Genomic DNA, 18,094 nt, shown 5'->3' with positions numbered 1-18,094 from the left:
CGACCAGCCCGCCCGCCACCCCCGGAGGCCCCTCGTGAGTTCCGTCCTCGTCACCGGCGCCCGGGTCCTGGGCGGTGCGCCGACCGACCTGCTGCTCACCGACGGCCGCATCGCCGCGGTGGGGCCGGGCCTGGCCGCCGACGGCGCGAGCGTCCTGGACGCGACGGGGCTCGTGGCCCTGCCCGGCCTGGTCGACCTGCACACGCACCTGCGCGAACCCGGCCGCGAGGACGCCGAGACGGTCGAGACCGGCACGCAGGCCGCGGCGCGCGGCGGCTACACGGCCGTGTTCGCGATGGCCAACACCTTCCCCGTCGCGGACACCGCGGGCGTCGTCGAGCAGGTCAAGCGCCTGGGCGACGAGGCCGGGTGGGCCGAGGTGCGCCCCGTCGGCGCCGTCACCGTGGGGCTCGCCGGGCGCCAGCTCGCCGAGCTCGGGGCGATGGCGGACTCCGCGGCCGGGGTGCGGGTGTTCTCCGACGACGGCCACTGCGTCTCCGACGCCGTCCTCATGCGCCGCGCCCTGGAGTACGTCAAGGCCTTCGACGGCGTCGTCGCCCAGCACGCGCAGGAGCCCCGCCTGACCGAGGACGCGCAGATGAACGAGGGCACGGTCTCCGCCGTGCTCGGGCTGCGGGGGTGGCCGAGCGTCGCGGAGGAGGCCGTCATCGCGCGCGACGTGCTGCTGGCCGACCACGTCGGCTCGCGGCTGCACGTCTGCCACGTCTCGACGCGGGGGTCGGTGGAGATCCTGCGCTGGGCCAAGCAGCGCGGGGTCCAGGTCACGGCCGAGGTCACCCCGCACCACCTGCTGCTGACCGACGAGCTGGCTCGCAGCTACGACCCCGTCTACAAGGTGAACCCGCCCCTGCGGACCCAGGCCGACGTCGAGGCGCTGCGCGAGGGGCTGGCCGACGGCACGATCGACGTCGTCGCCACCGACCACGCGCCGCACCCGGTGGAGGCCAAGGACTGCGAGTGGGCCGCGGCCGCCATGGGCATGACGGGGCTGGAGACGGCCCTGTCGGTCGTGCAGCACGCCATGGTCGACACCGGGCTCCTCACGTGGGAGCAGGTGGCCGACCGGATGTCCACCGCCCCCGCCCGCATCGGCCGGCTCGCCGGCCAGGGCGAACCCCTGAGCGTCGGCAGCACCGCGAACCTCGTGCTCCTCGACGCCGCCGCCCGCTGGACGGTCGACCCGGCGCTCATGGCCACCAGCGGCCGGAACTCCCCGTTCCGCGGCACGGACCTGCCGGGTCGCGTGGTCGCCACCGTCCTGCGCGGTCGCCCGACCGTGCTGGACTCCCACCTCGTCAGGAGCACCCCGTGAGATGGATCGCCGTCGTCCTGCTCGTCATGGCGCTGCTCGTCCTGTGGCGGATGATGTTCTCCGGCTACCGGGGCCGCGCCAACGAGCAGCGCGCGCTGCCGCGACCGGGCGGGGCGGGCGACTGGAAGGCCATGACCGGTGCGCTGGAGGGGATCTACATCTCCACCACCGACGCCGAGAACACGCTCGACCGGATCGCCGCCCACGGCCTCGGGACGCGCAGCGCGGTGCGGCTCGGGTTCGTCGACGGCGGCGTCGGGTTCCTGCGCCAGGGGGCGCGGTCCTTCGTGGTGCCCGCGGCCGACATCGTCGGCGTGGGCCACGGGCCGGGGATGGTCGGGAAGTGGGTGGGCCGCAGCGACGGCATCGTCGTCCTGCGCTGGAAGCTGGGTGACCGGGTCGTCGACACGGGCGTCAAGCCGCGCCGGAGCGCGGACGGCGACCGGTTCGCGCGGCAGGTGGAGGAGCTCGTGCGCACCGCGCGCAGGAGCCGGACCGAGGAGGAGAAGTGAGCGGCGCACAGGGGCTGCCGGTGCCGGCGGTGCTGGTCCTGGAGGACGGCCGGACGTTCCGGGGCGACGCGTACGGCGCCGTCGGCGAGACCGTCGGGGAGGCCGTGTTCTCCACGGGCATGACGGGCTACCAGGAGACGCTCACCGACCCGAGCTACCACCGGCAGGTCGTGGTCATGACGGCGCCGCACGTGGGGAACACCGGCTACAACGACGAGGACCAGGAGTCGCAGCGGATCTGGGTCGCCGGCTACGTCGTGCGCGACCCCGCGCGGGTGCCGTCGAGCTGGCGCTCGCGCCGCACCCTCGCCGACGAGCTCGCGGCCCAGGGCGTCGTCGGCATCTCCGGCGTGGACACCCGGGCCCTCACGCGGCACCTGCGCGAGCGCGGGTCGATGCGGGCCGGGGTGTTCTCCGGCGCCGCCGCCGCGCGCTCCGCCGAGGAGCTGCTGGCCCGGGTGCTCGACGGCCTCGCGATGGTGGGCGCCGACCTCGCGGGCCAGGTCACGACGACCGGGCGCTACACGGTCCCGGCCGTGGGGGAGCGGAGGTACTCCGTCGCGGCCCTCGACCTGGGCATCAAGTCGATGACCCCGCAGCGCCTCGCCGAGCGGGGCGTCGAGGTCACGGTCCTGCCCGCCACGGCGACCCTCGAGGAGGTCCTCAGCGCGGGGGCCGACGGAGGTGTCCCCGACGGGGTGTTCTTCTCCAACGGCCCCGGCGACCCCGCGGCCGCCGGCCACGAGATCGGGGTGCTGCAGGGTGTCCTGGAGCGCCGGGTCCCGTTCTTCGGCATCTGCTACGGCAACCAGCTGCTGGGCCGCGCGCTGGGCTACGGCACCTACAAGCTGAAGTACGGCCACCGCGGGATCAACCAGCCCGTCATGGACCTGACCACCCGCAAGGTCGAGGTCACGAGCCACAACCACGGCTTCGCCGTCGACGCGGTCGCGGGCGAGGTCCGCGACACGCCCTACGGCCGGGCGGAGGTCAGCCACGTCGGCCTCAACGACGGCGTCGTGGAGGGGCTGCGCTGCCTCGACGTCCCGGCGTTCTCCGTGCAGTACCACCCCGAGGCCGCGGCCGGCCCGCACGACGCGGCCTACCTGTTCGACCGCTTCGTGGACCTCATGACCGCCCGGGTGCAGCCCCCTGGGCGAGCGGTCACCGGTGGTTCCGTCGGCAACACCAAGGAAGGCTTCTGATGCCCCGCCGCACCGACATCTCCTCGGTCCTCGTGATCGGCTCCGGCCCGATCGTCATCGGCCAGGCCGCGGAGTTCGACTACTCGGGGACGCAGGCGTGCCGGGTGCTGCGGGCCGAGGGCCTGCGCGTCATCCTCGTGAATTCCAACCCCGCGACGATCATGACGGACCCGGAGATGGCGGACGCCACCTACGTGGAGCCGATCACGCCCGCCGCGGTGGAGGCGATCATCGCCCGCGAGCGGCCCGACGCCGTCCTCGCGACCCTGGGCGGGCAGACCGCGCTGAACGCCGCGATCTCGCTGCACGACAGCGGGGTCCTGGAGAAGTACGGCGTCGAGCTCATCGGCGCCGACGTGCAGGCGATCCAGCTCGGCGAGGACCGCCAGCTCTTCAAGGGCGTCGTCGAGCGCTGCGGCGCCGAGAGCGCCCGCAGCCACCTGTGCCACTCCATGGCGGAGGTGCTGGCGGGCGCGGAGGACCTCGGCTACCCCGTCGTCGTGCGCCCCAGCTTCACCATGGGCGGCCTGGGCTCCGGCTTCGCCTACGACGAGGCCGACCTGCGCCGCATCGCCGGGCAGGGCCTGCACCACTCGCCCGTGACCGAGGTCCTCCTCGAGGAGTCGATCATGGGGTGGAAGGAGTACGAGCTCGAGCTCATGCGCGACCGCGCGGACAACGTCGTCGTCGTCTGCTCGATCGAGAACTTCGACCCCATGGGCGTCCACACGGGCGACTCGATCACCGTCGCCCCCGCCATGACGCTGACGGACCGCGAGTACCAGCGGATGCGCGACATCGGCATCGCCGTCATCCGCGAGGTGGGCGTCGACACCGGCGGCTGCAACATCCAGTTCGCGGTGAACCCCGAGGACGGCCGCATCATCGTCATCGAGATGAACCCGCGCGTCTCGCGCTCCTCGGCCCTGGCGTCGAAGGCCACGGGTTTCCCGATCGCGAAGATCGCCGCCCGCCTCGCCGTCGGCTACACCCTCGACGAGATCCCCAACGACATCACGCGGTCGACGCCGGCGAGCTTCGAGCCCACGCTGGACTACGTGGTCGTCAAGGTCCCGCGGTTCGCCTTCGAGAAGTTCCCGGCCGCGGACCCGACGCTGACCACCACCATGAAGAGCGTCGGCGAGGCGATGGCCATGGGCCGCAACTTCACCGAAGCCCTGCAGAAGGCGTTGCGCAGCACCGAGAAGCGCGGCGCCCCCTTCACGTGGGCCGGCCCCGTCGGGGACCTCGACGACCTCCTGCGCCGCGCCGCGCAGCCGACCGACGAGCGCATCGGCCTGGTCATGCAGGCGATCCGGGCGGGCGGGACGCCCGAGCAGCTGTTCGCGTCCACGCGCATCGACCCCTGGTTCCTCGACCAGCTGTTCCTGCTCGACGAGGTCGCGCGGGCGGTGCGCGAGGCCCCGGAGCTGACCCCCGAGCTGCTCCGGCACGCCAAGCGGCACGGCTTCTCCGACGCCCAGCTCGGTGAGCTGCGGCACCTGCCGGAGGACGTCGTGCGCGGGGTGCGGCACGCGCTGGGCATCCGCCCGGTCTACAAGACCGTCGACACGTGCGCGGCGGAGTTCGCGGCGTCGACGCCGTACCACTACTCCAGCTACGACGAGGAGGACGAGACCCGGCCGCGCGAGAAGGCCGCCATCGTCATCCTGGGCTCGGGGCCCAACCGCATCGGCCAGGGCGTCGAGTTCGACTACTCGTGCGTGCACGCGTCCTTCGCGCTGCGCGACGCCGGCTACGAGACCGTCATGGTCAACTGCAACCCGGAGACGGTGTCGACGGACTACGACACCTCCGACCGGCTGTACTTCGAGCCGCTCACGCTCGAGGACGTCCTGGAGGTCGTGCACGCCGAGACCCGCTGCGGCCCGGTCGCGGGCGTCATCGTGCAGCTCGGCGGGCAGACGCCGCTGGGGCTCGCGGCGAAGCTCGCCGAGGCGGGGGTCCCCATCATCGGGACGTCGCCCGCGGCCATCGACCTCGCGGAGGAGCGCGGCGCCTTCGGCCGCGTGCTGGAGGAGGCGGGGCTGACGTCGCCCAAGCACGGGACCGCGTCCTCGTTCGGCGAGGCGCGCGCGATCGCGGCGGGCATCGGCTACCCCGTGCTCGTGCGGCCGTCCTACGTCCTGGGCGGGCGCGGCATGCAGATCGTCTACGACGAGCACTCCCTCGAGCAGTACATGGCGACGGCCACCGAGGTCTCGCCCGAGCGCCCGGTGCTCGTCGACCGGTTCCTCGACGACGCGATCGAGATCGACGTCGACGCGCTGTTCGACGGCGAGGAGATGTACCTCGGCGGGATCATGGAGCACATCGAGGAGGCCGGCATCCACTCCGGCGACTCGGCGTGCGTCATCCCGCCCGCCACGCTGGGCCGCGGGGAGCTGGAGCGCGTGCGCGCCTCGACCGAGGCCATCGCGCGCGGCGTCGGCGTGCGCGGCCTGCTGAACGTCCAGTTCGCGCTGGCCGCCGACATCCTCTACGTCCTGGAGGCCAACCCCCGCGCGAGCCGCACGGTGCCGTTCGTGGCCAAGGCCACCGGGGTGGCGCTGGCGAAGGCCGCCGCCCGCGTGATGGCCGGGTCGTCGATCGCGGAGCTGCGCCGCGAGGGGCTGCTGCCCTCGCGCGGCGACGGCGGCCTCCTGCCGCCCGAGTCGCCCGTGTCGGTCAAGGAGGCCGTGCTCCCGTTCGCCCGGTTCCGCACGGCCGAGGGGCAGGTCGTGGACAGCCTGCTGGGGCCCGAGATGCGGTCCACGGGTGAGGTGATGGGCATCGACGTCGACTTCCCCACGGCCTTCGGCAAGGCGCAGGCCGCGGCCTACGGCGGGCTCCCCACGACGGGCACGGCGTTCATCTCCGTGGCCGACCGCGACAAGCGCGCCATGATCTTCCCGATCAAGCGCCTGTCCGACCTGGGGTTCGAGCTGCTCGCCACCCAGGGGACCGCGGACGTGCTGCGCCGCAACGGCATCACCAGCACCGTCGTGCGCAAGCACTCGGAGGGCACGGGGGAGGGGGGCGAGCAGACCATCGTCGAGAAGATCTCGGCCGGCGAGGTCGCCATCGTCGTGAACACCCCGTCGGGCCACCAGGCCCGGGCCGACGGCTACGAGATCCGCGCGGCCTCGACCGCGGTCGGGGCCCCGATCCTCACGACCGTCCAGCAGCTCGCCGCTGCGGTGCAGGCGATCGAGGCGCTGCGGGCGGGGCAGGGCACCTCGGTGGCCCCGCTGCAGGAGCACGCCGCGACGCTCGCGGCCGCGTGGGAGGGGTGGCGGGAGTGAGCGGTGCGCCGCGGTTCGGCGCCCGGCTGGCCGCGGCGAGCAGCGAGCACGGCCCGCTGTGCGCCGGGATCGACCCGCACGCCGCGCTGCTCGCGGCGTGGGGCCTGGCCGACGACGCGACCGGCGTGGAGCGGTTCGGCCGCACGGTGGTCGAGGCCCTGGCCGGGCACGTCGCGGCCGTGAAGCCGCAGGCGGCGTTCTTCGAGCGGCACGGCTCGCGCGGGGTCGCGGCCCTGGAGCGGGTGCTGGCCGACGCGCGGGCGGCGGGGCTGCTCACCGTCGTCGACGCCAAGCGCGGCGACATCGGCTCGACGATGGCCGCGTACGCCGACGCCTACGCCGGGCAGTCCCCGCTGGCGGGTGACGCCGTGACGGTCTCGCCGTTCCTGGGGTTCGGGTCGCTGCGCCCGCTCCTGGACGTGGCCGCCGCCCACGGCCGCGGGGTGTTCGTCCTCGCCCTGACGTCGAACCCCGAGGGCGCCGCCGTGCAGCACGCCGTGGGCCCGGACGGCCGCTCGGTGGCGCGCGCGCTCACCGAGGACGTCGCGGCCGAGAACTCCGGTGCCGACCCGCTGGGCGACGTCGGCCTCGTGGTCGGCGCGACCACGGGCCCCGCCGCCGCGGCCCTCGGCCTCGACCTGGCGGCCGTGAACGGGCCGCTGCTCGCGCCCGGGATCGGCGCCCAGGGGGCCACCGCGGAGGACCTCCGCACGGTGTTCGGCGACGCCCGCCGGCTGGTCCTGGCGACCAGTTCCCGCGAGGTCCTGGCGGCCGGGCCCGACGTCCGGGCGCTGCGCGACGCGGCCCGCCGCAGCGCGGAGCAGGTCCGCTCCGCCCTCGCCGGCTGACCCCGGGCTCGCGGCCCGGAGAGGGCGGGGACCGCCCGCGTCGCGGAACGCCTCGCCTTGACACGTCCGATGACCGCGCGGAGGGTGTGGGCGTCACGGGCCTGCGCCGACGCGGGTCCGGTCACCGCCGAGGGGGAACCCGCAGACATGAGCCTTCCTGATCCGTCCTCCTCCTCCGCCCGGCCCGCCGCGGCCGCCACCGCGCGGCGGCGGGTCGAGGCCCTGGGCGAGATGGCGCGGATGCTCGTGGCGGGGGGTTTGTCGACCGACCGGCTGGCGTCGGCCCCGTCGGTCGAGGACATCCGGGAGCTGGCGCGCCGGCGGTTGCCGAAGATGGCCTTCGACTACGTCGACGGGGGCGCGGACGCCGAGAACACGCTGCGCGCGAACGTGCGCGACCTGGCCGCGGTGACGTTCCGGGCGCGTTCGCTGCGCGACGTGTCGACGCAGGACCTGGGCACGACGCTGTTCGGGCGGCCGCTGGCGTCACCGATGGTGCTGGCGCCGACGGGGTTGCTGCGGATCGCGGGCGGTGACGGCGAGCTCAGCGCGGTGCGGGCGGCGGGCCGGGCGGGGTTGCCGTTCACCATCTCCACGGCGGCGAGCTGGTCGATCGAGGAGATCGCGGCGCAGGCGAGCGGGCCGCTGTGGTTCCAGCTCTACATGTGGCGCTCCAAGGACGTCATCACCCAGCTGGTGGACCGGGCGGAGGCCGTCGGCTGCGAGGCGCTGGTCGTGACGATCGACGTCGCGGTCAACGGGAAGCGCTCGCGCGACCACCGCAACGGGATGTCGATCCCCCCCAAGGTGACCGCGGCGAACGCGGCCGGGGTCGTGCGGCACCCGTCCTGGTTCCTGGGGTTGCTGGACGGGCCGCCCATCGGGTTCCGGAACCTCGTGGGCATCGCCGAGGGTTCCAGCGCGATGAGCCACCAGGAGTACGTGAACACCGAGCTCGCCAACCTCAAGGCGAGCTGGGAGGACGTGGCCTGGCTGCGGTCGCGCTGGTCCGGGCCCCTCGTGGTGAAGGGCGTGACGTCGGTGGCCGACGCGCTGGACGCCGTGCGCGTCGGGGCGGACGCCGTGTGGGTCAGCAACCACGGGGGTCGCCAGCTGGACTCCCAGCCGAGCACCATCAGCGTGCTGCCGCGCATCGCGGAGGCCGTCGGGTCCCGCGCGGACGTCATCTTCGACAGCGGGGTGCGCCACGGCGGCGACGTCGTGAAGGCCCTGTCGATGGGCGCGAGCGCGGTGGGGATCGGGCGGCCGTGGGTGTACGGGCTGAGCGCGGCCGGGGAGCGCGGTGCGCTGCGGGTCGCGGAACTCCTCACGACGGAGGTGCGGGAGACCCTGATCCTGCTGGGGCGCCGGTCGCTCGCGGAGCTGGACCGCAGCGCCGTGCGCTACCCCGCGGAGTGGGACGAGCCCGAGGACGCCGAGCTCGACCTCACCGCAGCGGTGGCGTCGCGCGTGGAGGCCGGCGCGTGAGCACGCCGGAGCGGACGGCCGTGCGGTCGCCCATCTACGGCACGCTCGAGCGGATCCCCGGGGGCCTCATGGTGGTCCCCCTGCTCCTGGGAGCGGTCGTGGGGACCGTCGCCCCCGGCCCGCTGGAGGCCGGCAGCTTCACGACCGCGCTGCTGAAGGACGGGGCGCTGCCGATGATGGCGCTCGTCATCTTCGCCACCGGCATGGAACTCACCCCGCGGCGCATCGGCCCCGTCGCCGGGACCGCGGGCGCCGTCCTGCTGGGCAAGACGATCGTGCCCGGGACCATCGTCGTCCTGCTCGGCCAGGTCGTCGGGATCGACGGGCTGCTGGGCATCTCGATCCTCGCGATGCTCGCCACGTTCGACAACAGCAACGGCGGCATCTGGATCGCCTTCACCGGGAAGTACGGCGACCGGCGCGACCGGGGCGCGTACATCGCCTCGGCCATCAACGACGGCCCGTTCTTCACCCTGCTGTTCATCGGCAGCGCGGGGTTCGGCGAGATCCCCCTCGGGACGTTCGCGGCGGCCATCGCGCCACTCGTCCTCGGCATCATCGCGGGGAACGTCGACCACCGCTGGACCGAGGTGATGCGCCCGGTGCCGGGCATCGTCATCCCGTTCTTCGCGTTCTGCCTCGGCACGGGCATCGACCTGTCGGCGGTCCTCACGGGCGGCGCCACGGGCATCGTGCTCGGGCTCCTCGTCACGCCGTTCACCGGCGGGTGCGCCTACCTCGCCTACCGGTTCATCCTGCGCCGGGGCCCCCGCAGCGGGCTCGCGTTCGTCGCCGGCACCACGGCCGGGAACTCCATCATCACCCCGGCGATCGTCGCCACCGCCGACCCGCGGTTCGCGCCGTTCGTCGAGGTCGCCACCGTGCAGGTCGCCACGGCCGTGCTCGTGTCCGCGGTCACGGCGCCCCTCGTGGCCTCGTGGTTCCTCAAGCGCAACGGTGAGCTGCACGACCCCGAGGCGGTGGCGGCCCGGGCCGCGGTGGACCTCACGGCCGCGGGGCCGGGCGGCGAGACGGCCGCGGACCGGGAGCGACCGCAGTAGGCCGGCGGGTGCGGGGAGCGGGCCGCGGCTCCCGCGGGACGGCGGCCCGTCCCGGGGGGTCGCGGAGCAGGACGACGGCGCACGCGCTGACGGCCAGGCCCAGGACCGCCGGGACGCCGAGCGGCTGCCCCAGGACGGCGGCCGCCCACAGCGCGGTGACGGCGGGGGTCAGGTACAGCAGCGTGCTGGCCCGGGCGGCCCCGTCCCGCGCGGTCACCAGGTAGTAGGCGCCGTAGCTGCCGATCCCGGCCGCGGTGGCCCAGGCCACGGCCGCCCAGAAGGCCGGCGCGGCGGGCGGCGCGAGGTGCCCCGCGCCGCCCGCGACGGCCGTGAAGGACACGGCCGCGAACACCGCCTGCACCGCCAGCGTCTGCAGCAGCGGGGGAGGGACCCGCCCCGGCGTGGCCCAGCGCTGCTGCAGCAGGGTCCCGGCGGTCAGCGACAGCATGGCCAGCAGGGGCAGGAGGAGCCCCGCGGGTGCGGTGCCCGCCCGCAGGTCACCGGCGGCGGTGACCGCGACCCCCGCCGTGCCGAGGACCAGGCCGGCGAGGTGCGCGCGGCCCAGCCGACGCGCGCTCAGCAGGGCGGCGGACACCACCACCAGCGCGGGTTGCAGGGCCGCGACGAGGGCGGAGGTCCCGGCCGGGACACCCGCGGCCGCGGCCGAGAACACGCCGCCCAGGTACAGGCACTGGCACAGCAGGGCGAGCACGGCCTGGCGCAGCCACTCCCGCCCGTCGAGACGTCCGACCGCCCGCAGCGCCCAGGGGAGCAGGACCGCGGCCGTGGCGAGGCCGCGCCAGGCCAGCAGGGTGTCGGGCCCGGCCGTGCCGGCGCCCAGGTCCGCGCCGATGAAGCCGGAGCTCCACACGACGACGAGGGCGGCGGCCCGCAGGGGAGCACCGGACGGGGACGGGCGGCCGAGGCGAGTCACCCGCGTACGTAACCACACCGGTCGGTATACTCGCAGTCCACCGACCGAGGAGGTGCGCCGTGCCGGCGACCCCGACGACCCTGACGACGCTCACGACCCTCGACGAGGCGACTCCCGCCGCCCTGCACCCCGTCCTGCGCCCGCTGCCGCCCCTGACCGCCGCCGGGGCCCGGCTGCTGGACGCCGCGAGCGAGCTGTTCTACGAGCGCGGGGTGCGCGCCGTCGGCGTCGACCTCATCGCCGACACGGCCGGCACCACGAAGAAGACCCTGTACGACCGGTTCGGGTCCAAGGACGCCCTCGTGGCGCTGTACCTGCTGCGGCGCGCGCACCGCTGGCGGGAGTTCCTGCTGGCCCGGCTCGCCGACGCCCCGGCCGCCGGCCCGGACCGGGCGGGGAGTCCCGACGGAACGCGCGTCCTGCTGGTGTTCGACGCGCTCGAGGCCTGGATGGGCGGGCAGCGGCGGGGGTGCGCGTTCGTCAACGCCTACGCCGAGCTCGGGGGCACCGACCACCCCGCGGTCCCGGTCGTCCGGGCCGAGAAGGCGTGGATGCGCGCGCTCTTCGACGTGCTGACGGGCGACGCGGGGCTGGGCGCCCACGTCCACCTGCTGTACGAGGGGACCCTGGTCGTCCTCACGGCGGGCGCCGGCGCCACCGCCGCGGTCGACGCGCGGCGGGCGGTGGAGGTCGCGCTGGCCGGCTGACGCGTTCGGCGCCCCTCGCCGGACGGGCACCCGCTAGGGTCGCGACAGCAACCGCACCCCGAGCAGCACCCTGAGCACTCTGCCCGGTGGAGTCGGTGCGGGACGCGCGTCCGCGGTCCGCACCACCACTGGACGGTTCTCGGCAGGACCACGGGTCGACCTCCCTCCGGACGCCGACGACCCCGGTGTGGTCCGCCCGACCGGGCAGCACCGAGGACCTCCCGTGCCGTCGTCCCCTCCACCCGCGTCGTCTCCACCCGCGACCTACCGCGACCTCCTCCGGCTGCCCGGCGCCGCCCTGTTCCTCGGCACGGCCGGCGCCGGCCGGGTCGGGATCGCGATGAGCGGCCTCGGCCTGCTGCTGCTCGCGCGCCAGCGGACCGGCTCCTACGCCGAGGCCGGCGTCGCCGTCGCCGCCTTCGCGGTGGCCGAGGCGCTCCTCGGCCCCCAGGTCGCCCGCCTCGTCGACCGCTGGGGGCAGTCGCGCGTCCTGCCGCCCCTCGTGACGGCCCACGCGGCCGCGGTGGCGGGCCTGGTGCTGAGCCCCGTGCCGCACGTCGCGCTCGCGGCGCTCGCGGGCGCCACGATCCCGCAGCTGGGCGCCCTGTCCACGGCCCGGTGGGCCGCCCTGCTGCGCCGCCGCGGCCTCGCGGGGTCGCTCGGCGCGGCCTTCTCGCTGGAGTCGCTCGTGAACGCGCTGGCCTACCTGGTCGGCCCCGCCCTGGTCGCGGTCCTCGCCGCCGCGGTGGACCCGGCCCTCGGCACGGTCGTCGCCGCGGCCCTGGTCGTCGCCGCCGGGACGGCTCTCGCACTGCAGCGCAGCACGTCCCCACCCACCGTGCGCGGTCGCGCCGAGGCCGGGGAGCGGCGGGGCCTGCTGCGTCGCGGCTTCCTGGCCGTCGTGCTCGTCAACGTCGCCATCGGCACGCACTTCGGCGCCAACCAGGTGGCGGTGACCGCGGCCGCCCGGCAGCTCGGCGCGCCGGCGGCCGCGGGCGTCCTGTTCGGCCTGGCGAGCGTGGCGGGGCTGGCCGGCGGGTGGGCGTACGGCCGGCGGCGGTGGCGGTCGTCGGCGCCCCGCCGGCTCGTGCTGCTCGGGCTGGTGCTGGCCCTCGCCAGCACCGCGGCGAGCACCGCGGCGGGTGCCGTCTCCTCGCTCCCGCTGGTCGCGGCCGCGGGGATCGTCGCCGGGGCGGTGGTGCCGCCCGTCCTCGTGCTGAGCACCGTGCTCGCCGAGGCGTCGGTGCCGCCGCGCTCGCTCACGCAGGCGCTGACGTGGCTCAACTCCGCCGGCGCGGGCGGCAGCGCGGCGGCGAGCGCCCTCGCGGGCCTGGCCGTCGACGCCCACGGCGGCGCGGCGGGGTTCCTGCTCTCGACCGCGGCGGGTGCCGCGCTGGCCGTGGTCGCTGCGGCGGCCTCGCGCGTCCTCGGCCAGACTGGTGGGGTGGCGCGACGGGCCGGGCGGCGATGACGGGCCCCTCCGCGGACGCGGCCGTCCCCGACGGGGTCCTCCTCCTGCTCGCGGCCGCCGTCCGGGGCGACCTCCTGACCGACGCCGACGGCATGGCGGCCGCGCTGCGCGACGCCGGGTGGCGCCCGGCCGCGGCGGGCGGGACGTGGACGTGCGCGGCCGACCCGTCGTGGGCCGTGGAGTCCGTCGACCACCCGCCCACCGCGTCCGTCCTCCTCTCGGGGTGGGACCACCCCGTGGCCCGCGCCGCGACGGGGTTGCGCGCGCTCCTGGACGCCGGGGAGGGCGGCTTCGCCCCCGACGGCGACGGGCGCCGGTGGTCCGGCGGGCACGCCACCGTCCTGCTCCGGCTCGCCCGGCAGGAGTGGGTCGGCAGCCGCCTGGCGCCCGCCCTGGTGCAGCTCGACCTGACCTCCCCGGCCGGGCCGGCGCCGGCGGCGGACGTGGCTGCGCCCCGCCCTGCGGCGCAGGCCCGGCGCACCGCGCGCGACGGGACCCCCGTCGCCCGCTGGTACCTCGCGGCCGACCCCGACCTGCCGGACGACGTGGTGGCCGTGCTCGCGCGCGACGCCGACCCGGCGGTCGTGGCCGCGCTCGCGGCCGCCGAGCCGCTGCGCCGCCTCGTCCGGGGCGAGCGCTGAGGCCGACCGTGCCGTCGTCCGCGGCCGCCCGGGCGCTCGCGCACGTCGCCGCCCGGGCGCGGGGTGGGCCGCTGCACCCGTCGTGGCGCGTGACCCTGCACTTCCACCCCGACCGCCTCGTCCGCGGGGCGCCGGTCCTGGTGGCGATGGCCGCGGACGGCCGCTACCGGTCGCAGTTCGAGACGGGCACCGGCAACGGCGGCCTGACGGCGCACCCGGGCGGTGACCGGTGGCGCTGGGAGTCGCGGCTGTTCGGCGGGGCCTACGACGAGGCGCTCCCGGCCGAGCGCCCGGTCTACGGTGCGCTGAACCACCGGCAGCGGGGTGGCGGCGGCTCGCCGCGCTTCGGGTCCGCCCACCTGCGGCTCAGCGCGGAGGCGCTGCGCCGCACCACGTTCTGCTACCCCGACAGCGTCTTCGAACCCGTCGACGTCGGGACCCGGTCCCGCGCGGGGGTGGTCGACCTCGCGGACGCCGACGAGCGCGACCTGCTCGACGACTACGTCGAGGCCCACGTGCACGGCGGCGTCCGGTTCGGCCGCGACGTCGAGGCCCTCGTGCTCGACCCGTCCCACCGCGGCACCGACGTCGAGCGGGACGCGGCCCTGCTCGGCGTGCCGGTCGAGTGGCACCCGGGGTTCGCCACGTCGGTCGACGCCGTCGCGGCGCACCCCGGGTACCGCGGGGCGGACGTCGTCGCCGCGGCCGCCCGGATCGTGCCCGACGGCGTGCTGACCGCGCGCGTGGTGGGCGCCGCCGTCCGGGCCGGGGCGGAGGACGAGCAGGTCCTCAAGCGGGTGTGGCACTGCGTGGCGCGCTTCGGCCGGCCGGCCGTCGGCGCTGCGCCGGCGGGGAGGTGCGGCGGGCCGTCACCGCGGCCGTGACGGTCGGCGGCTCAGTCCTCCGCCGCGTGGTCCTCGTCGTGAGGGCCGCCCGAGTGCCAGGCGGAGCAGGGGGGCTGCAGCATGTCCGCCAGGCGCCACGCCTCGGAGCTGCTCAGGTGCAGCCCCATCTCCCGGTGCGTGCCCAGGCCGGAGTAGATGGCCACGCCCGACAGGTTCGGCTCGTGGCCGTCGTCGTCCAGGACGCTGAGGCTGATCCACGGCTTCATGCCGGGACGGAAGTGCGCCAGCCGCATCGCGGGCAGGTTCCGTTCCCCGGTGAGGTACGGCAGGAGCATGCGCACGTAGTCGAGGTCGTAGACCTCGGTGCGCCCGTCGGCGGTCAGGAGGACGTCTCTGCCCCGGATCGTCACGGATTCGGCGGCGGTGGCCCCTAGCTGCACGGGTCCAGTGTGCGGACACGGCGGCCGAGATGGCGAGGGGGGCTTGGTCACAGCGCGGCGGCGGTGACGACCAGGCTCGCCTCGACGCGGGTGCGGAGGTCCGCGGGGACCGGGACGGGCCGGCGCGTCGCGCGGTCGAGGAAGACGTGCACGAACCGGCCCCGGGCGACGAGCGCGTCCGCGCCCGCCCGGCGCAGGCCGAACTCCCACGTGACGCTCGTGGTGCCGATCCGGCCGGCGCGCAGGCCGACGTCGAGGACGTCGGGGTAGCTGACGGAGGCCTCGTACTCGCAGGACGACGCCCGCACGACCGCGATCGTGTCGCCGTCCACGAGGCGCACGCCGGCCTCGGTGAGCAGCCACGACGTCACGGTCGTGTCCATGGCGGCGTAGTAGACGGTGTTGTTGACGTGCCCGAACACGTCGTCGTCGTTCCAGCGCGTCGGGAACGGGCGGCGGTAGGGGTAGCGGTCGTCGGTCACGGGTCCCCCGTCGTGGTCGTGGTCGTGGTCGTTGGGCGGGGGTCGGGCACCGGGACGCGGGGCGTGGCCGGTGCGCGGGAGGCGGCCGGCACGTCGGTGCGCATGACGTGGGCGAGAGCCGCTGCGGCCCGGTCGGTGTCGGGGCGCTCGCCCGCGATGAGGTCCGCGAAGGTGAAGGACTCCGCGACGCGCACCAGCAGGTAGGCGAGGTCGTGCGCGGGCAGCGCCAGGGCCAGACCGGCCGCCTCCTCGTCGAGCAGCATCGACTCCACGGTCGCCACGAAGCGGCGCTGCACCTCGCTGGCCGCGGTCGTCAGCAGCTTGAGCGCCCGCACCGGTTCACCCCGCAGGAACTGCCGGAAGTACGGCGCCTGGATGAGGCTGTCGGTGAACCGGGTGAGCACCGCGACGACGCGGTCGGGGCCCGTGCTGCGCTCGGTCGCGTCGATGCGGTCCAGCGTCGGTTCGGCCAGCGACCAGAGGACCTCCGAGAGCAGCGCGTCGCGGTTGCCGACCCAGCGGAACAGCGAGGTCCGGTCCACGCCCATCTGCGCCGCGAGCGCCGTCATGTCGAGCCGCTCGCCGGCGATGAACGCGGCCCGCGCCCGGCGGAACGCGTGCACGACCTCGCCGGAGGTCCCGGCCGCGGCCAGCCGCTGGGACAGCGGGGTCGGCACCATCGCGACGCCGCGACGGCCGATCGGCAGCGCCGCGACGGAGGGTGTGTGCAACATCCGCAGAAGTGTTGCACACTGGGCGCGGGAGGCGGGCGCCTCCCGGATCGTCGGACCAGCGATGGAGCTCAGATGCCGAACCTCCTCGAGAGCGACTTCTACTTCTTCCAGGAGGCGCTGAGCGCCCCCGAGCAGGAGGCCGTGCTCGCCCTGCGCGAGTACCTGGAAACGTCCGTGCGGCCCATCGCCGACGCCTGCTGGTCGCGCGCGGAGTTCCCGATGGAGGTCGTCAAGCCCCTCGCGGAGCTGGGCCTGCTCGGCGCCCCGTGGCCCGAGACGCGCCACTTCGAGAACACCGCCGTCTACCGCGGCTGGACGGCCATGGAGATGGGCCGCGTCGACGCGTCCATCGCCACGTTCGTCGGCGTGCAGAACGGCCTGGCGATGGGGTCCATCGCCGAGACCGGCTCGGCCGCGCAGCGCGCGGAGTGGCTGCCGCCGCTCGCGCGCGGCGAGATCATCGGCGCGTTCGGGCTCACCGAGCCGTTCTCCGGGTCCGACTCCGCCCGCGGCCTGCGCACCACGGCCGAGCGGCGCGGGGACACCTGGGTGCTCAACGGCGCCAAGCGCTGGATCGGCAACGCCACCTTCGCCGACGTCGTGGTCGTCTGGGCCAAGGACACGGGCGACGGCCAGGTGAAGGGGTTCCTCGTCACCAGGGAGACCCCCGGGTTCGTCGCGACGAAGATCGAGGACAAGGTCGCGCTGCGCACCGTGCAGAACGCCGACATCGTCCTGACCGACGTCGAGGTCCCGGAATCCCGCCGGCTGCAGAACGCGAACTCCTTCCGCGACACGGCCACCGTGCTGCGCCTGACCCGCGCCGAGGTGGCCTGGCAGGCCGTCGGCGTCGCGATCGGCGCCTACGAGGCGGCCCTCGCCTACGCCAAGCAGCGCGAGCAGTTCGGCAAGCCGATCGCGAGCCGGCAGCTCGTCCAGGACCTCCTGGTGCGCAGCCTGGGCAACATCACCGCCAGCATCGCGATCTGCCTGCAGGTCTCCAAGCTGCTCGACCAGGGCCGCCAGCACGACGCGCACTCGGCGCTGGCCAAGGCGTACACCACGGCCCGCATGCGCGAGACCGTCGGCTGGTGCCGCGAGGTGCTGGGCGGCAACGGGATCGTCCTGGAGCACGGCGTCGCGCGGTTCTTCGCCGACGCCGAGGCCATCTACTCCTACGAGGGCACGCGGGAGATGAACACCCTCATCGTCGGCCGCGCCATCACGGGGTTCGCCGCGTTCGCCTGACGCTCAGCCCAGCCGCGTCGTCGAGATCCCGCCGTCCACAGGGAGCGTGATCCCGTGGACGAGGCGGGCCGCGTCGGAGACCAGGTAGAGGACCGCCGCGGCGATGTCCTCGGGCTGCACGACGACCCCGGCCGGGGTCGTCGCGGTCATGGCGTCCAGGACCGCGCGGTGCGCGGCGTTGCCCGGCGTGAGGGTGACGCCGGGGGCGACGGTCGTGAACCGCACGCCCCGGGGTCCGTACTCCGCGGCCCAGCTGCGGGTCAGCTGCGCGTCGGCCGCCTTGGTCGCGGTGTACATCGCGCCGAACGGTGAGCCGACGCCCGCCATCCACGACCCGATGGTCACGACGGCCCCGCTGCCGCGGGCGGCCATGGCCGGCGCGAGGGCGCCCACGAGGACGTGCGGCGCCCGGACGTTCACCGCGAGCATGGCGTCGAGGTCGGCGTCGGGCAGGTCCTCCGTCGCGGAGACGGGGTAGAGGCCGGCGTTGTTGACCAGGACGTCGAGGGTTCCGCCCACGAGGCCGGTGACCCGCGCGGCGAAGGCGCGGAGGTCGGCGTAGGAGCCGGCGAGGTCGACGACGACGGCGTCGGCGCGACCGCCCGCCGCCTCGATCTCCTCCACGACCGCCGCGGCGCGGGCGGCGTCGCGGCCGCTGACGATGACGTGGGCGCCGGCCTCGCCGAGCGTGCGGGCGATCGCCGCGCCGATGCCGCTGGTGGAGCCGGTGACGAGGGCGGTGCGACCGGCGAGCTGGGGCGTGGTGCTGGTGGTGGTGGTCATGTGGACCGTTCTACGGACCCGGCACCGGGGGCACCAGGTCGCGCCGAACCTGGTTCC

17 protein-coding genes are annotated in these 18,094 nt (G+C 75.5%); 12 read left to right on the top strand and 5 right to left on the bottom strand.

The features are described from left to right. Positions 1-34: 34 nt before the first annotated feature. The 7 genes from GTR02_RS03890 (at position 35) to GTR02_RS03860 (ending at position 9,752) form a co-directional block, all read left to right on the top strand. Entirely contained in the window at positions 35-1,333 is a 1,299-nt protein-coding gene (locus GTR02_RS03890; RefSeq protein ID WP_166606161.1) for a dihydroorotase, read from the top strand. Then, positions 1,330-1,845, top strand: a complete 516-nt coding sequence (locus GTR02_RS03885) for a PH-like domain-containing protein (protein ID WP_166606160.1) — start codon at positions 1,330-1,332, stop codon at positions 1,843-1,845. The genes GTR02_RS03890 and GTR02_RS03885 overlap by 4 nt, the downstream gene beginning before the upstream one ends. Continuing rightward, on the top strand, positions 1,842-3,050 hold the full coding sequence (gene carA / locus GTR02_RS03880; RefSeq protein WP_166606159.1) for a glutamine-hydrolyzing carbamoyl-phosphate synthase small subunit: 1,209 nt from the start codon (positions 1,842-1,844) through the stop codon (positions 3,048-3,050). Before GTR02_RS03885 ends, carA begins: the two co-directional genes overlap by 4 nt. Then, positions 3,050-6,355, top strand: a complete 3,306-nt coding sequence (carB, locus tag GTR02_RS03875) for a carbamoyl-phosphate synthase large subunit (RefSeq protein WP_166606158.1) — start codon at positions 3,050-3,052, stop codon at positions 6,353-6,355. Before carA ends, carB begins: the two co-directional genes overlap by 1 nt. Further along, positions 6,352-7,203, top strand: a complete 852-nt coding sequence (gene pyrF, locus GTR02_RS03870) for an orotidine-5'-phosphate decarboxylase (protein WP_338073558.1) — start codon at positions 6,352-6,354, stop codon at positions 7,201-7,203. The genes carB and pyrF overlap by 4 nt, the downstream gene beginning before the upstream one ends. Positions 7,204-7,350: 147 nt before the next feature. Then, positions 7,351-8,691 (top strand): alpha-hydroxy acid oxidase, encoded by a 1,341-nt coding sequence (locus GTR02_RS03865; protein WP_166606156.1) that lies wholly within the window; start codon positions 7,351-7,353, stop codon positions 8,689-8,691. Beyond that, positions 8,688-9,752, top strand: a complete 1,065-nt coding sequence (locus GTR02_RS03860) for a 2-keto-3-deoxygluconate permease (protein ID WP_166606155.1) — start codon at positions 8,688-8,690, stop codon at positions 9,750-9,752. The genes GTR02_RS03865 and GTR02_RS03860 overlap by 4 nt, the downstream gene beginning before the upstream one ends. Here GTR02_RS03860 and GTR02_RS03855 read toward each other — a convergent pair. After that, the gene (locus tag GTR02_RS03855) at positions 9,697-10,686 is read right to left on the bottom strand and encodes an EamA family transporter (RefSeq protein WP_166606154.1); all 990 of its coding nucleotides are present in this window, start codon (positions 10,684-10,686) and stop codon (positions 9,697-9,699) included. The two genes, GTR02_RS03860 and GTR02_RS03855, sit on opposite strands and share 56 nt — an antisense overlap. Positions 10,687-10,745: 59 nt before the next feature. Between GTR02_RS03855 and GTR02_RS03850 the strand changes: the two genes are divergently transcribed. The 4 genes from GTR02_RS03850 to GTR02_RS03835 all read left to right on the top strand — a co-directional run bounded on the left by GTR02_RS03850 (position 10,746) and on the right by GTR02_RS03835 (position 14,389). Continuing rightward, the gene (locus GTR02_RS03850) at positions 10,746-11,393 is read left to right on the top strand and encodes a TetR family transcriptional regulator (RefSeq protein WP_205708581.1); all 648 of its coding nucleotides are present in this window, start codon (positions 10,746-10,748) and stop codon (positions 11,391-11,393) included. A 223-nt stretch (positions 11,394-11,616) separates the two neighbouring features. Next, on the top strand, positions 11,617-12,864 hold the full coding sequence (locus GTR02_RS03845) for an MFS transporter (protein WP_166606153.1): 1,248 nt from the start codon (positions 11,617-11,619) through the stop codon (positions 12,862-12,864). Further along, positions 12,861-13,505 carry a hypothetical protein gene (locus tag GTR02_RS03840; protein ID WP_166606152.1) on the top strand — a complete coding sequence of 215 codons (645 nt, stop codon included), beginning with the start codon at positions 12,861-12,863 and terminating at the stop codon, positions 13,503-13,505. The genes GTR02_RS03845 and GTR02_RS03840 overlap by 4 nt, the downstream gene beginning before the upstream one ends. 8 nt (positions 13,506-13,513) lie before the next feature. Then, the gene (locus GTR02_RS03835) at positions 13,514-14,389 is read left to right on the top strand and encodes a DUF3626 domain-containing protein (RefSeq protein WP_338073557.1); all 876 of its coding nucleotides are present in this window, start codon (positions 13,514-13,516) and stop codon (positions 14,387-14,389) included. 11 nt (positions 14,390-14,400) lie between these two features. On the opposite strand, the gene GTR02_RS03830 is transcribed toward GTR02_RS03835, so the two are convergent. Genes GTR02_RS03830 through GTR02_RS03820 form a run of 3 tightly spaced genes read right to left on the bottom strand, consistent with a single transcriptional unit; the run spans position 14,401 to position 16,006 of the window. Beyond that, a complete protein-coding gene (locus tag GTR02_RS03830; RefSeq protein ID WP_166606151.1) occupies positions 14,401-14,790 on the bottom strand; it encodes a hypothetical protein in 390 nt (129 codons plus the stop codon). 47 nt (positions 14,791-14,837) lie between these two features. Further along, the gene (locus GTR02_RS03825) at positions 14,838-15,272 is read right to left on the bottom strand and encodes a thioesterase family protein (protein WP_166606150.1); all 435 of its coding nucleotides are present in this window, start codon (positions 15,270-15,272) and stop codon (positions 14,838-14,840) included. Next, entirely contained in the window at positions 15,269-16,006 is a 738-nt protein-coding gene (locus GTR02_RS03820) for a QsdR family transcriptional regulator (protein ID WP_240895015.1), read from the bottom strand. Before GTR02_RS03820 ends, GTR02_RS03825 begins: the two co-directional genes overlap by 4 nt. Positions 16,007-16,078: 72 nt before the next feature. Here GTR02_RS03820 and GTR02_RS03815 point away from each other — a divergent pair, with 72 nt between their 5' ends. Beyond that, a complete protein-coding gene (locus tag GTR02_RS03815) occupies positions 16,079-17,254 on the top strand; it encodes an acyl-CoA dehydrogenase family protein (protein WP_166606149.1) in 1,176 nt (391 codons plus the stop codon). Positions 17,255-17,257: 3 nt separating this feature from the next. Here the strand turns inward: GTR02_RS03815 and GTR02_RS03810 are convergent, their stop codons facing one another. Beyond that, positions 17,258-18,037, bottom strand: a complete 780-nt coding sequence (locus GTR02_RS03810) for an SDR family NAD(P)-dependent oxidoreductase (RefSeq protein ID WP_166606148.1) — start codon at positions 18,035-18,037, stop codon at positions 17,258-17,260. Positions 18,038-18,094 lie beyond the last annotated feature (57 nt).

It is taken from the genome of Kineococcus siccus (assembly GCF_009906795.1).
GTDB lineage: Bacteria > Actinomycetota > Actinomycetes > Actinomycetales > Kineococcaceae > Kineococcus > Kineococcus siccus.
The sequence above is the reverse complement of the archived record's forward strand: the minus strand, read 5'-3'. Positions and strand labels throughout refer to the sequence as shown.